This is a genomic window from Haliea atlantica, from assembly GCF_054779855.1.
The window spans coordinates 419,373-432,135 of record NZ_BAAGXL010000019.1 but is presented as its reverse complement, the minus strand read 5'-3'; the positions used below and the strand labels follow the sequence as shown (position 1 = coordinate 432,135).

The 12,763-nt window shown below is 64.6% G+C and carries 13 protein-coding genes; 6 read left to right on the top strand and 7 right to left on the bottom strand.

The window, feature by feature from the left end:
- Positions 1-229: 229 nt before the first annotated feature.
- Positions 230-1,534, bottom strand: a complete 1,305-nt coding sequence (gene tyrS / locus ACYVGS_RS13815; RefSeq protein ID WP_460589255.1) for a tyrosine--tRNA ligase — start codon at positions 1,532-1,534, stop codon at positions 230-232.
- A 168-nt stretch (positions 1,535-1,702) separates the two neighbouring features.
- Here tyrS and ACYVGS_RS13810 point away from each other — a divergent pair, with 168 nt between their 5' ends.
- Both ACYVGS_RS13810 and ACYVGS_RS13805 read left to right on the top strand, forming a co-directional pair.
- Positions 1,703-3,088: an OapA family protein gene (locus ACYVGS_RS13810; RefSeq protein ID WP_460589254.1), complete on the top strand. Its 1,386-nt coding sequence runs from the start codon at positions 1,703-1,705 to the stop codon at positions 3,086-3,088.
- Between the two features lie 8 nt (positions 3,089-3,096).
- Positions 3,097-4,236 carry an anhydro-N-acetylmuramic acid kinase gene (locus ACYVGS_RS13805; RefSeq protein WP_460589253.1) on the top strand — a complete coding sequence of 380 codons (1,140 nt, stop codon included), beginning with the start codon at positions 3,097-3,099 and terminating at the stop codon, positions 4,234-4,236.
- Here ACYVGS_RS13805 and erpA read toward each other — a convergent pair whose 3' ends face one another.
- From erpA to argC, 3 genes are all read right to left on the bottom strand, one after another.
- Positions 4,237-4,590 (bottom strand): iron-sulfur cluster insertion protein ErpA, encoded by a 354-nt coding sequence (gene erpA / locus ACYVGS_RS13800; RefSeq protein WP_460589252.1) that lies wholly within the window; start codon positions 4,588-4,590, stop codon positions 4,237-4,239.
- Positions 4,591-4,690: 100 nt separating this feature from the next.
- Positions 4,691-5,437 carry a DUF6776 family protein gene (locus tag ACYVGS_RS13795; protein ID WP_460589251.1) on the bottom strand — a complete coding sequence of 249 codons (747 nt, stop codon included), beginning with the start codon at positions 5,435-5,437 and terminating at the stop codon, positions 4,691-4,693.
- A gap of 4 nt (positions 5,438-5,441) precedes the next feature.
- Positions 5,442-6,473 (bottom strand): N-acetyl-gamma-glutamyl-phosphate reductase, encoded by a 1,032-nt coding sequence (gene argC / locus ACYVGS_RS13790; protein WP_460589250.1) that lies wholly within the window; start codon positions 6,471-6,473, stop codon positions 5,442-5,444.
- 123 nt (positions 6,474-6,596) lie between these two features.
- On the opposite strand from argC, the gene ACYVGS_RS13785 reads away from it, so the two are divergent.
- The 4 genes from ACYVGS_RS13785 to ACYVGS_RS13770 are packed head-to-tail and all read left to right on the top strand — an operon-like array spanning position 6,597 to position 10,057.
- Positions 6,597-7,016 (top strand): CopD family protein, encoded by a 420-nt coding sequence (locus tag ACYVGS_RS13785; RefSeq protein WP_460589249.1) that lies wholly within the window; start codon positions 6,597-6,599, stop codon positions 7,014-7,016.
- A gap of 52 nt (positions 7,017-7,068) precedes the next feature.
- Positions 7,069-8,349 carry a glutamate-1-semialdehyde 2,1-aminomutase gene (gene hemL, locus ACYVGS_RS13780; RefSeq protein WP_460589248.1) on the top strand — a complete coding sequence of 427 codons (1,281 nt, stop codon included), beginning with the start codon at positions 7,069-7,071 and terminating at the stop codon, positions 8,347-8,349.
- A 16-nt stretch (positions 8,350-8,365) separates the two neighbouring features.
- Positions 8,366-9,370: a porphobilinogen synthase gene (gene hemB, locus ACYVGS_RS13775; protein ID WP_460589247.1), complete on the top strand. Its 1,005-nt coding sequence runs from the start codon at positions 8,366-8,368 to the stop codon at positions 9,368-9,370.
- 9 nt (positions 9,371-9,379) lie between these two features.
- Positions 9,380-10,057: a delta-aminolevulinic acid dehydratase gene (locus ACYVGS_RS13770; protein ID WP_460589246.1), complete on the top strand. Its 678-nt coding sequence runs from the start codon at positions 9,380-9,382 to the stop codon at positions 10,055-10,057.
- Positions 10,058-10,061: 4 nt separating this feature from the next.
- Here ACYVGS_RS13770 and ACYVGS_RS13765 read toward each other — a convergent pair whose 3' ends face one another.
- From ACYVGS_RS13765 to fliK, 3 genes are read right to left on the bottom strand one after another with little or no spacing between them, the layout of a single operon-like run.
- Positions 10,062-11,387 (bottom strand): GGDEF domain-containing protein, encoded by a 1,326-nt coding sequence (locus tag ACYVGS_RS13765; RefSeq protein WP_460589245.1) that lies wholly within the window; start codon positions 11,385-11,387, stop codon positions 10,062-10,064.
- A 28-nt stretch (positions 11,388-11,415) separates the two neighbouring features.
- Positions 11,416-11,724 carry an EscU/YscU/HrcU family type III secretion system export apparatus switch protein gene (locus tag ACYVGS_RS13760; RefSeq protein WP_460589244.1) on the bottom strand — a complete coding sequence of 103 codons (309 nt, stop codon included), beginning with the start codon at positions 11,722-11,724 and terminating at the stop codon, positions 11,416-11,418.
- Complete coding sequence (gene fliK / locus ACYVGS_RS13755; protein ID WP_460589243.1) at positions 11,721-12,746, bottom strand: flagellar hook-length control protein FliK; 1,026 nt, start codon at positions 12,744-12,746, stop codon at positions 11,721-11,723. The genes ACYVGS_RS13760 and fliK overlap by 4 nt, the downstream gene beginning before the upstream one ends.
- Positions 12,747-12,763 lie beyond the last annotated feature (17 nt).

The following is a 12,763-nucleotide window of genomic DNA, read 5'->3' as shown; positions in this document are numbered from 1 at the left end:
TGAAAATGTTTCCGCTTCACTTCCCTGCGAGAGCCTTCCGGCCTGCGCCCGACTAGATACATCCAAGTGATTGAATCACAAGACTTTCTAGCCGCCTCCCTCAGCGCCGTTTTGCGTGTCGCCTCAAGAGGACGCGAACTATACGCAGCGGCCCCGGGGTGCGCAAGCCCTTTTTTGAAAAAAACCGCCAGAGCCCGAAAACTGGTCAAAAAGCGGCCGAAAGCGCCCCTCAGGCGCTCGCCGGCACTTCAAACAGGTGGTACTTCTTCTTGCCGAGACGAACAATAAAGAAACGCCCGTGCATCGCCTCGTCTGCACGCAGGCAGTCTGCCACCCGGCCATTGTCGTCCCAAGTGAGCGCGCGGCCATTGACCAGCACCGCGCCGCGGCCCAGCGCATCTTTCACCTGCTTCCCCGAGGCAGCCATGCCGGCCTCGGTCAGCAACTGCGTCACCGTATCCGGGAACGCCGACCGCTCCAGACTGCTCGCCGGCAGCCCATCCTGACGCAGCTGCTGCAGGTCACTCTCCGACAGGGATTCCAGCGACCCACTGAACAGGGCCTCGGTGATCCGCCTGGCCGCCTGCAGCCCGGGCTCGCCATGCACCAGGCGAGTCACCTCTTCTGCCAGCACTGCCTGAGCCTCGGGGCGCCCGGCACGCTCGGCATCGGCGCGCTCCAGGGCGTCGATATCCTCTACCGACAAGAAGGTAAAGTACTTGAGGAAGCGGTAGACATCAGCGTCCGCCGTGTTCAGCCAGAACTGGTAGAAGGCATAGGGCGAGGTGCGGGCCGGATCCAGCCAGACAGTGCCGGCCTCGGTCTTGCCGAACTTGGTACCGTCCGCCTTGGTAATCAGAGGCATGGTCAGACCAAACACCTGGCGACTGTGCAGGCGCCGGGTCAGGTCGATGCCGCCGGTAATATTGCCCCACTGATCAGAACCGCCGATCTGCAGACCACAGTCGTAGCGCTCATTCAGCTGAGCGAAATCCCAGGACTGCAGAATCATGTAGGTGAACTCGGTGAAGCTGAGGCCGCTGCCTTCACGCTCGATGCGCTGCTTGACCGACTCCTTCTGGATCATGGCGTTGACCGAGAAGTGCTTGCCGATATCCCGCAGGAAAGTCAGGACATCCACGTCGCGGGTCCAGTCCAGGTTGTTCACCACAACTGCAGCATTGTCACCACTGTCGAAGTCGATGAAGCGCGAGACCTGGGCGCGAATCTTCTCGACCCAACCGCCAACCACCTCCGGCGTATTCAGCTGCCTTTCCTGAGCCTTGAAAGAGGGGTCACCGATCAGGCCAGTGGCACCGCCCACCAGCGCCAGGGGGCGGTGCCCCGCCAGCTGAAAGCGGCGCAGCATCAACAGGGGAACCAGCGAGCCGATATGCAGGCTGTCGGCGGTGGGATCAAACCCGCAATAGAGCGTACGCGACCCAGTGTCCAGCCAGTTCGGGAGATCCTGCTCCCCGGCTATCTGGAAAATCAGGCCGCGGGCCCGCAGGTCCGCCAACAGTGCAGTGCTCATGTCGTTCTCCCGGTACTGGGACCGATGGGCTAAAAAAGGGGCGCAAACCTTACAACACCCCCCCAAAAAAGCAAACTGCTCCCCCTTGACGAATGCGTCGAGACGGCTGTCTGGATGCCGGAAACTCCTATATACTCCGTCGAAATGCCCCAGCAAAATACCGGGAATATGACCAGACAGCCCCCCTCAAAAGGCATGGCCGCAGCGGCACTCAATCACGCCCGGGCACACCGCCATCACTTGATCGCCATCGTCGCCCTGTCCGTCTTCGTAGCGCTGACCACCGCATTCATGCCCTCGGGGGACGTCGAGGCCAACCGCCAGGAGCCCCCGGCAGCCGACCTGCACCTCGACGCCGACATCCTAGCCCCCATCGAAGTCGCGGCGGTCCCGGTGGATACTGATCTGGGCCTGCTGATTGACACACCCCAAGCGCGCTGGTCCGAGCAACGGGTCCGCTCCGGGGACAACCTCTCCCGGGTCTTCTCCCGCGCCGGCTTCAGCGAGACCGATGTCTACCGGGTGGTCAACGAAGCCCCCGGCGGCAAAGCACTGGGGCGCATCTTCCCGGGCCAGGTCCTGGCCTTCCAGACCGGTGAATCCGGCCAGCTGCTCGCCGTCCGACATGTCATCTCCCCCCTGGAAACCGTCACCTACCGCGACAGCGAAGACGGCTTTCTGACCGAGCGGGACATCCGCGAACCCGAACCCCGGGAGACCTGGACCAGCGCCGAGATTTCCTCCTCCCTGTTCATGGCGGGCAAGGAGGCGGGGCTGTCCAATGCACTGATCATGGACCTGGCCAACATCTTCGGTGGCGTGATTGACTTCGTGCAGGACCCTCGCAAGGGCGACACCTTCCATGTGGTCTACGAAGAACAATATGTCGACGGGAAGAAGTACCGGGATGGCGCCATTGTTGCCGCCTCCTTTACCAACCGCGGGCAGACCTTCAGCGCCTATCGCTACCGGGACAGCGACGGCGATGTCGGCTATTACAGCGAAGATGGCACCAGCATGCGCAAGGCCTTCCTGCTGGCCCCCGTCGACTTCACCCGCATCAGCTCCAACTTCAACCCGCGCCGCCTGCATCCCATCTACAAGACCACGCGCCCCCATCGCGGCACGGACTATGCGGCACCCACGGGGACACCCGTCTACGCCTCCGGTGATGGCAAGGTGATCAAGGCCGGTTACACGCGAGCCAATGGCAATTATCTGTTCCTCCAGCACGGCGACCGCTACATCACCCGCTACCTGCACCTGCATCAGCGCAAGGTCAAACAGGGGCAGCGCGTGGCACAGGGTGAAGTCATCGGCACCGTGGGTTCGACCGGCTCCGCCACCGGGCCGCACCTGCACTACGAATTCCTCATCGATGGCGTACACCGCGACCCGCGCAAGGTTCACCAGGAGCTGCCCAAGGCCAAGATGCTGGCGGCCGCCGAGCTGCCCCGATTCCAGTCCCAGATCGCGGGCGCCTCGCGCCAGCTCGCCTCGCTGCAAGCCGGCACCACCCGTCTGGCCATGAACCAGGCCGACGACAAGCTCTGACCCTGCGCATGCCGGACTCGCCGCTCTGTATCGGGCTGATGTCCGGCACCAGCCTGGACGGGGTCGATGCCGTGCTGCTGCACTGCGGCCCGGAACCGAACCTCCTGGCAACCCTGGAGAGCCCGTTGCCGCCGGACATCAGGACGGCGGCGGCAGCACTCTGCCGGGGCGGCGACGGGGAAATCGAGCGACTGGGTGTGCTGGATCGCCAACTGGGTGAACTGTTTGCCGAGGTAACACTCGCGCTGCTGGCAAAGTCCGGGCACGATCCAGAAGAGATCCGCGCCATCGGCAGCCACGGCATCACCCTGCGCCACCGACCCGCCTCGGGGGGGCATCACACTCCCTTTACCCTGCAGGCAGGGGACCCCAACACCATTGCCGAGAAGACCGGCATCACGACCGTGGCGGATTTTCGCCGGCGCGACATCGCGGCAGGCGGGGAAGGCGCCCCCCTGGTGCCGGCCTTCCATGCGGCCGTCTTTGGCAGGGTGAACGAGACCCGGGCGGTGGTAAATATCGGGGGTATCGCCAACCTCACCCTACTCCGGAACGACCAGGTACTCGCCGGCTTTGACACTGGCCCGGGCAACACGCTGCTCGACTTCTGGGCACAAAAGCACCTTGACACCCCCTGCGACCGCAACGGCACCTGGGGTGCCGAGGGGCGCGCCCACCAGCCTCTGCTGGAGCAGCTGCGCTCCCACCCCTGGCTGAAGCGCACCGGCCCGCGCAGTACTGGCAAGGAGATGTTCAACCCGGACTGGCTGGAGAGCCAACTGCAGGCCTACCCCGACCTACCGGCCCGGGACGTGCAGGCCACGCTGGGGGAACTGACCGCAGAGTGTATCGCGCTGTCCTTGCAAGCTTGCGATACCGACGGGATAGACGCGGTCTATGTCTGCGGGGGCGGCGCCTACAACAGCGACCTGATGCGCCGTCTCTACCGCCTGCTATCGCCCACGAGACTGGAGACTACCGCCGCACTGGGCGTGGCACCGGAGTGGGTGGAGGCGGCTGCATTTGCCTGGCTGGCCTGGCGAACGCTGGAAGGCTTGTCAGGCAATGCACCCGAGGTCACCGGAGCGCAGGGAGAGCGCATCCTCGGAGGCATTTACCCAGGAAGATTGCGAGCGCGCAGAAGCTGATCAGATGGAGAAAGAAGCGCCACAGCCGCAGGTGGTGGCGGCGTTGGGGTTGTTGATGACAAAACGGGAGCCCTCGAGGCCCTCCGTATAATCCACTTCGGAGCCCACCAGATACTGGAAGCTCATTGGATCCACGAGCACCTGTACACCACCGTCCTCGATCACCGTGTCATCCTCCGCCGGGGTTTCCTCGAAGGCGAAGCCGTACTGGAAGCCGGAACAGCCACCACCGGTGATATATACACGCAGCTTGAGGGCGGCATTGTCTTCCTCCTCCACCAGCTCGCGCACCTTCTGGATGGCTCGCGCGGTCAGATTGATGCCTTTCGGGTTGAACGCTTCAGCTACCGCCATGGGATACAGTCCACTCGTCATTACCACCGGCAAACACCGGTGCCCCATTATGGATAAATCCGAGTAATTTAGTCAACTTTAGTTCCCCTCGGCAGCTCGCCTAGCGCAGGCCGCGGGTGAAATAGCGCTGCAGCTTCCACGGGTAGCTTTCGCTGACCTCCGCCGCCTGGGGCGACTTGATGGTGGCAACGACACTGACCGCCTCCGGCTGGAAGCCCTCGGGAAGCTGCAGCTCCCCCTCAATGGACTGGAAGTAACGAAAACGCAGGGGAACGACCCGCGATGCGAGGTCGGGAGAGAGCTCGGCCAGCGGCAGGATCTTGGCCTCCCCGCCCTGGGAGCCGCGGACCTCGGCATACAGCTCTCCCTGCAACAGGTGATGCTCGCTGGCCTCCTGCTGGGCGACGATGCGATAGGCAAAACGTCCCGCGGTCTCCCCGGGCACAAGCTCCAGCCCGCGCAGACTGAAGCCCTCGGAAAGCTCACCCGGCGCCATCAGGCCACGGTAGAAGCGAACCCCCTCCTCCAGGCTGGCGATACGCTCATTCTGCCGGGTCAGCTCCCGGCGGACCATCTCGAGAGATTCCCGGTCCACATCCCGACGGACTTCCGCCATGTCGAGCTCACGCCGGACCGTCTCAAGCTGCTGGCGGGCCTGCTCCAGCGCCGCCGCCTGCGCCCGGTGACGGGCCGGATCGATACCGTGGCCGCTGTATACGGCGGCCTGTCCCAGCCAGAAGCCGCAAAACAGAACCAGGCCTGCCAGCAGGAGTGCCAGCACGACCTGCAGGCGCCGCTCCCTGCGGAGACGGGCAACCAGCCCTGCAAGACGATCCGGCTGCGGCATGGGCTCAGGGCAGCAGGCCCACCTGGGCCAACCCCGCCTTCTCGGGCAGACCGAACATGATATTCATGCATTGCAGGGCCTGCCCGGAGGCCCCCTTGACCAGGTTGTCGATAGTACTCATTACCACCACCGTATCCCGGTCCTGGGGCACGCTGATGCCAAGCTGGCAGCGATTGGCGCCTTTCACCGTGCGGGTCTGCGGGTAGACACCCGCGGGCAGCACATCCACGAAGGGCTCGTCGCGGTAATGATCCTCGAACAGGCGTTGCAGGTCGGCAGAGCGGTCGGTCAGGCGCGCGAACAACGTGGCGTGGATACCGCGAACCATGGGCAGGAGGTGGGGCACGAAAGTCAGCGAGACGGCTTCCCCCGCCGCCTCGGTCAGCCCCTGCTCGATCTCCGGCAGGTGGCGGTGCCCACTCACACCGTAGGCCTTGAAGCTGCCCGCAGTCTCACTGAGCAGGTTATCGACCTTGGCCTGGCGGCCGGCACCACTGGCACCGCTGGCGGCACTGGCAACCAGGCCGCGGGGCTCCACCACACCGGCCTGCAAGAGCGGCAGCAGCCCCAGCTGGATCGCCGTGGGATAGCAGCCGGCACAGGCGACCAGACGCGCACTGCGCAGCGACTCGCGGTGCATCTCGGGCAGGCCGTAGACCGCCTCGGCGAGCAGTTCCGGGCTGGCGTGGGGCTCCCCGTACCAGCGCGACCACAGCTCGGCGTCGCGGATCCGGTAATCTGCCGACAGGTCGACTACGCGGGTGCCCGCGGCCAGCAGCTCGGGCACCATCTGCATGGCCACATTGTGGGGCGTGGCGAAGAACACCACGTCACAGGCCGCGAGCAACTCCACGTCCGGCTCCTGGAAGGCGAGATCATAGACTCCACGCAGATTGGGAAACAGTTCATCCAGGCGACGGCCGGCCTCGCCGCGGGAGGTGATGGCTACCACCTCCACCTGGTCGTGCTGGGCCAGCAGACGCAGCAACTCTACCCCTGTATAGCCGGTCCCGCCGACAATCCCCGCCTTGATCATGGGTCCTCCTGCTCTGATGGTTGCCCGGAGCTTCCTGGCCGCTCCGGAAGTAAACGACGTAGTATAAACAAACTGACGGGTAAACCCTGTTAAAATTGCCTTCTTTCGAGAGAGACACCCGCCATGTACCTCTGGCTGAAAGCCTTTCACCTGATTTTCATGGTCTGCTGGTTTGCCGGCCTGTTCTACCTGCCGCGGCTGCTGGTGCACTACGCCGACTCCGAACACCCGGATACCCGCGCCCGCCTGGCCCTCATGGCGCGCAAGCTGTACCGTTTCGTGACGCCCTTTCTCTATCTCACGGTGGGCTTCGGCGTCAGCCTGCTGGTACTGCTCCCCGGCCATCTGCAGACGGGCTGGCTGTGGCTCAAATTGGCCGGGGTGGCTTTTCTGATTGGCTACCATATACAGTGTGGACGCTATGTCCGGGCAGTCAATGAGAATCGCGACCGACACAGCCATGTGTACTACCGGTTCTTCAACGAAATACCGGTCCTTTTCCTCTTCGCCATTGTCCTGCTGGCCATACTCAAGCCCTTTTGACGCCAGCATCCGGCAGGCGATAACCTGCCGCAAAATCTGACAGGAGCCCCACATGAGCACTTCTCCCCAGCTGTTCGAACGCGCCCAGCGGCACATCCCGGGCGGGGTGAACTCCCCGGTTCGGGCCTTTCGCGCCGTGGGCGGCACCCCGGTGTTCATCGAGCGCAGTGACGGTGCCCGGGTCTACGACTGCGAGGGCAAGGGCTACATCGACTACGTGCTGTCCTGGGGCCCCATGCTGATGGGGCACAACCACCCGCGGGTGCGCGAGGCTGTGGTCCGCCAGTGCGAAAAGGGCCTCAGCTTCGGCGCGCCCACCGAGCTCGAGATCCAGCTTGCCGATCGCATCTGCGAGATCATGCCCAACATGGACCTGGTGCGCATGGTCAACTCCGGCACCGAAGCGACCATGAGTGCGATCCGGCTGGCTCGGGGTTACACCGGCCGCGACACCATCGTCAAATTCGAAGGCTGCTACCACGGCCACTCCGACTCGCTGCTGGTCAAGGCCGGTTCCGGCGCCCTCACCCTGGGCGTCCCCAGCTCACCCGGTGTCCCCGCCTCCCTGGCGGACCACACCCTGACCCTGACCTACAACGATCCGCAGGGCTTGCGCGAGGCCTTCGCCGAGCACGGTGATCGCATTGCCTGTGCCATTGTCGAGCCAGTGGCAGGCAACATGAACTGCATTCCCCCCGCGCCCGGTTTTCTGGAAACCCTGCGCGAAGTGTGTACAGAGCACGGGGCCGTCCTGATCATGGACGAGGTCATGACCGGTTTCCGCTTTGGCCTGCAGGGCGCCCAGGGCTTTTACGATATCGAGGCGGACCTCACCTGCCTGGGCAAGGTCATCGGCGGCGGCATGCCGGTCGGTGCCTTCGGTGGCAAACGCGACATCATGGAGCACATCGCACCCCTGGGGCCGGTGTACCAGGCCGGCACTCTGTCGGGCAATCCGGTGGCCATGGCCGCCGGCCTGGCAACCCTTGAAGTCATCAGCGAACCGGGGTTCTACGAGCCACTCTTCGCACATACCCGGTCACTCTGCGAAGGCCTCGAAAAAGCCGCCGCCGATGCCGGCGTGGCCTTCACCACCAACCACGCCGGTACCATGTTCGGCGGATTCTTTACCGACGCCCGCGAAGTCAGCAACTATCAACAGGTCATGGCCTGCGACACCGAAGCCTTCAACCGCTTCTTCCATGCCATGCTCGATGCGGGGGTCTATCTGGCACCGGCGTCCTACGAAGCCGGCTTCATGTCCTCCGCCCACAGCGACGAGGATATCCAGCTGACCATCGACGCGGCGCGGCGCGCCTTCGCCCAGCTTTGAGGCAGGAGTAAAAACCATGTTCCAGACCGCCCGCGGCCCCTTCCCGACCACCCGCATGCGCCGACTACGCGCCAGCGACTTTGCCCGTCGCCTGGTGAGCGAAAATATCCTGAGCCCCGCCGACTTCATCTTTCCCGTCTTCGTCCTGGAGGGTGAAGGGCAGCGGGAATCGGTGGCCTCCATGCCCGGCATCGAACGCCTGAGCATCGACCTGCTGGTGCAACAGGCGCGGGAAGTGCAGGCCCTCGGCATACCCGCCCTGGCCCTGTTCCCGGTGGTCGGCGCCGAGAAGAAGAGCCTGCGCGCGGAGGAGTCCTGGAACCCGGACGGCCTGGTGCAACGGGCGGTCAAGGCACTCAAGGATGCCCTTCCTGAGCTGGGTGTCATCACCGACGTCGCGCTGGACCCCTATACCACCCACGGTCAGGACGGCATCATCGACGACGCCGGCTATGTGATGAACGACATCACCAGCGACGCCCTGGTACAACAGGCCCTCTCCCATGCCGATGCGGGAGCGGACGTGGTCGCCCCCTCGGACATGATGGACGGACGCATCGGCGCCATCCGCCACACCCTGGAACAGCACAGCCACCCCAACACCCTGATCATGGCCTACTCGGCCAAGTATGCCTCGGCCTACTACGGCCCGTTTCGCGATGCCGTGGGCTCGGCCGGCAATATCAAGGGCGGCAACAAGCGCAGCTACCAGATGGACCCTGCCAATAGCGACGAGGCTCTGCACGAATGCGCTCTGGACCTTGCCGAGGGGGCCGACATGATCATGGTCAAGCCCGGCATGCCCTACCTGGATGTGGTGCGCCGGGTGAAGACGGAATTACAGGTGCCCACCTTTGCCTACCAGGTCAGCGGTGAGTACGCCATGCACATGGCCGCCTTCCAGCAGGGCTGGTTGCAGGCGGAGCCGGTCATGCTGGAGTCCCTGCTGGCCTTCAAGCGGGCGGGCTGCGACGGCATCCTGACCTACTTCGCCCTGCAGGCCGCCCGGGCCCTGCAGTAGGCAGCCGCGATGCGCAGGTCGATCGTGCTGCACTGGCTGTCGAGACTGTTGCTGCCAGTCTGCCTTGCACTGCCCGCAGCCAGTGCCCTGGCGGAGCAGGCTGACGAAGAGACGGATCCGGGGCCCGAGGCACGCTGCAGCTGTCTCTGGCAGGGGAGCTTCAGCGACGTCCAGGCCGCCGCGGACCTGGTAATCAGCGGCGAAGTGGTGGCGCGCAAGGGCAACTCCATCGATCTGGAGGTGGCTGACATTCTCCGCGGCACGGAATACCAGAACCCCGTTCGCATCTGGCTGCGGGCCAGGAACTACTGTCGCCCCGACGCCGACGACTTTCCCCCTGGCAGCGAATGGGTCATGGCCCTGACGCGCATCGAGGAGGTGCCCCCCGGCGGCTTTGACCCCGCGACTCCCAATATCAGCTATGGCCGGGAACGCGACTACTACCTGCCCGACTGTGGCGGCTACTGGCTGCAGCTGCGGGGTGGCCGGGTCACCGGCAACCTGGTGGACGCGCCGCGCTGGGACCACCAGCCCAAAATGACACCGGTGCTACTGGACCTGGTGGCGGCCTTTGTCGCCGGTGAAGTCGGCGCAGACGCCCTGCTCGAAGCCAGCAAGGCCGACCCCGCCCTGCGCGAGCTGATGCTGGATACCCGACAGTTCCTGCGTCACGGCGAAACCCCCTAGGGAGCTACTTCAGTACCACGATCTGCTCCGGCTGCTGCTTCTTCGCCGTGTACATGGCCTGATCGGCCCGCTGCAGAAGCGTCTGCAGGGAGTCTTCCGGACGGGCCTCGGTCAACCCCAGGGATACCGTGACCTCGACTGGACGACCGTCGTCGTTGAAATTGCGCGCGGAGACCAATCTGTAAATATCCCTCGCCAGCGCCTCGGCACCCCGAGCCGGCGTATCCGGCAGCAGCAGCACGAACTCGTCGCCGCCATAGCGGCAGACGAAATCGGAACTGCGCGCGCGGGACACCAGCACCTCCGCCACGGTGTTCAGCACCAGGTCGCCCGCTGCATGACCAAACGTGTCGTTGATCTGTTTGAAACGGTTGCAGTCGACAAAGCCGACCGACAGCGGCATCCCGCGCTGACGACATTCCGCCAGCAGCCCATCGGCCCTTAGCTCGAACGCCGTGCGGTTGTGAACCCCGGTAAGCGGGTCGCGCATGGCAAGCTCGGTTTTCTGCTCGACCTCGGAGCGCAACTGTGCGGACTCTTTCTCCATGTCCTGCACCTGCCGCGTGAGCTCGCTGAGCTGCTGTTGAGTTGCCTCGTGCTGCCGGCGCTCTTCTGCGAGGTAACGCAGGAGGTTTCCCCGTATGCTGCTGATGCGCTGCTCCACCATTTCGCGCAGGACACCGATATCTGCCCCGGGGGCCGCCTGCCCGAGGTCAGAGACATCGGTGTCGACCTCCCGTGTCAATTGTTCAGAACGGGAGTAGGCTTCGCCTGAGGAGACCTGCAGACCACTGAGCGAAGCTTCAAAGTTGTCCAGTTGTGCGCTGAAGTGGTCCAGTACACTGGTCGTGCGCTGAGTGTGTTGCAAGGCGGCATGCTCGACCGCATCCAGCTCCGAGATCAAGCCGCTGCTGAGGATTGCCAGGGAGCCGTCGTGATCCAGTCCCGCAAGCAGACCGCGGATGCGTGCCGCCCGGTCGGGCTGACCATGCAATCGCTCAACCTGGACTGCAATGCGCTCGACCACGGGAGCCAGGCTCTGAAGTGCCGGTGGCTCACGTGCATCTCCCGCGCGACGGCCGAAGAGACGGCGCAGTCCACGCGGCGAGGCACCTTCTGCACCGGATGGCACAGCTCTGTGCTCGCCTTCTCCCACCCTTGCCAGGCAGCAGCGAGTGAGCTCGTCAGCCAGCAGCGCCTGTTCGCGGTCATCCCCCTGTTTGATAGCAGTCCGGGCCCTGGACAAAAGCAGGCGAACCTCCGCGTCGTCCGACTCCACCATCAGCGCCAGGCGCAAAGCCAGACGAACCAGCCCCCTGTTTTCCACCATTCCCCTTCCCTCGTTCAACGACCGCCGGTCAAGCAGAGGCATCCAGTCCCTCACCGACCAGGAAAACATACGCGAGCACCTCGGCCACCGCCAGATAGAGCGCTTCGGGAATTTCCTCGCCCAGGGGTATCTGACTCAACAAGCCGATCAGTCCGTAGTCGGTCACCACAGGAACCCCGTGCTCCCGAGCCAAGGCGGCAATGCGTTCGGCCAGCGCGTTCTCACCCGAGGCGACCACACGGGGCGCTCCCTCACCGCTATAGTCCAGAGCGACCGCCAGGAAAGATGACTCGCCAGCAGACGCATAGGCGTCGCCACGGGTTGCATTTCCGCTCACGCCTGACCTCCCACATGTTGGTCTCGCGTCAGCCGCAGTGTTTCCAGCTGAAGGCCCGCCGCATCCAGGCACTGCGCCAGACGCTCACGCCCACCGGCGAGTCGAGACAAGCCTGCGTCGGAGGGGCTATTCATACTGACAGTCACCCGATCTCCCTGCAGGCGAAGGTCTACGTCCAGCTTCCCGAGCCGAGGCAACTCAAGCTGCAACTGGACACGCCACAATGCGCCCTCCGCCCGCTCCTCGGTCGAGGATCCGGGCTCCTTGTGACTTACCGTCATTTGCAGGGACCGCGCCTCTCCGTGCAGGCCATAGGGCAGGGTCAGAACCCAATTCTGCGCCTGCCCCGGGTCGGGAGGTAGCGACTTGAGCTGGTTCGCGTTCAGCGCCAGCAATGCACTCTCCAATTCCTGGAACAATGCCGGGGAGGATAGTTGCGCGCCACTGGAGAGTGGCTGCCGGCGTCGGAGATCCATCAGCAGGTTCGCCAGCAGCGCCTTCAAATCGCCCTGTGGAACCGCGGCGCCGGAAAGTGCCGCGGCCAGGCTGGCTTCGAGCCAGAGCCCGGAGGAACGCAGCGCTGAACGCAAGCCATCGGGACGGACAAGCTCATCCGCAGAGGGCAGCGCACTGCGCAGGGCTGCCGCGACGGGGCTGTGCTCGGCTACCGGCGAGAGCAAGGTCTGGAAAACCCGGGCCAGGGCGAGTTGTGGGCTGGCAAGTGCAGCGGGCAGGCCCGAGAGGCTGCGCTGTGCTGTCGCCGTCACTGGCGCTTCGACGTGCAAGACCAGCCTGGGCCCCACTTCGATGACACGCAGGGCCAGCTCCGTCCCCGGCGGATACCGGCCACTGATTGGGGCATTGATGCGCAAGCCCCGCACCAGCAGGGGAACCAGGCCCTCCCTCGGCTCGCCCAGCACACGCCCCACGAGGCGATCGCCAATCCGCAGCTGTTGCAGCCACCCGCGCTCGGTGGCAACGGCGTTGGCTGGTTTTTCGAGGGACAGCTGGATCGTGGCCATGAGGGGGACACCGGAAT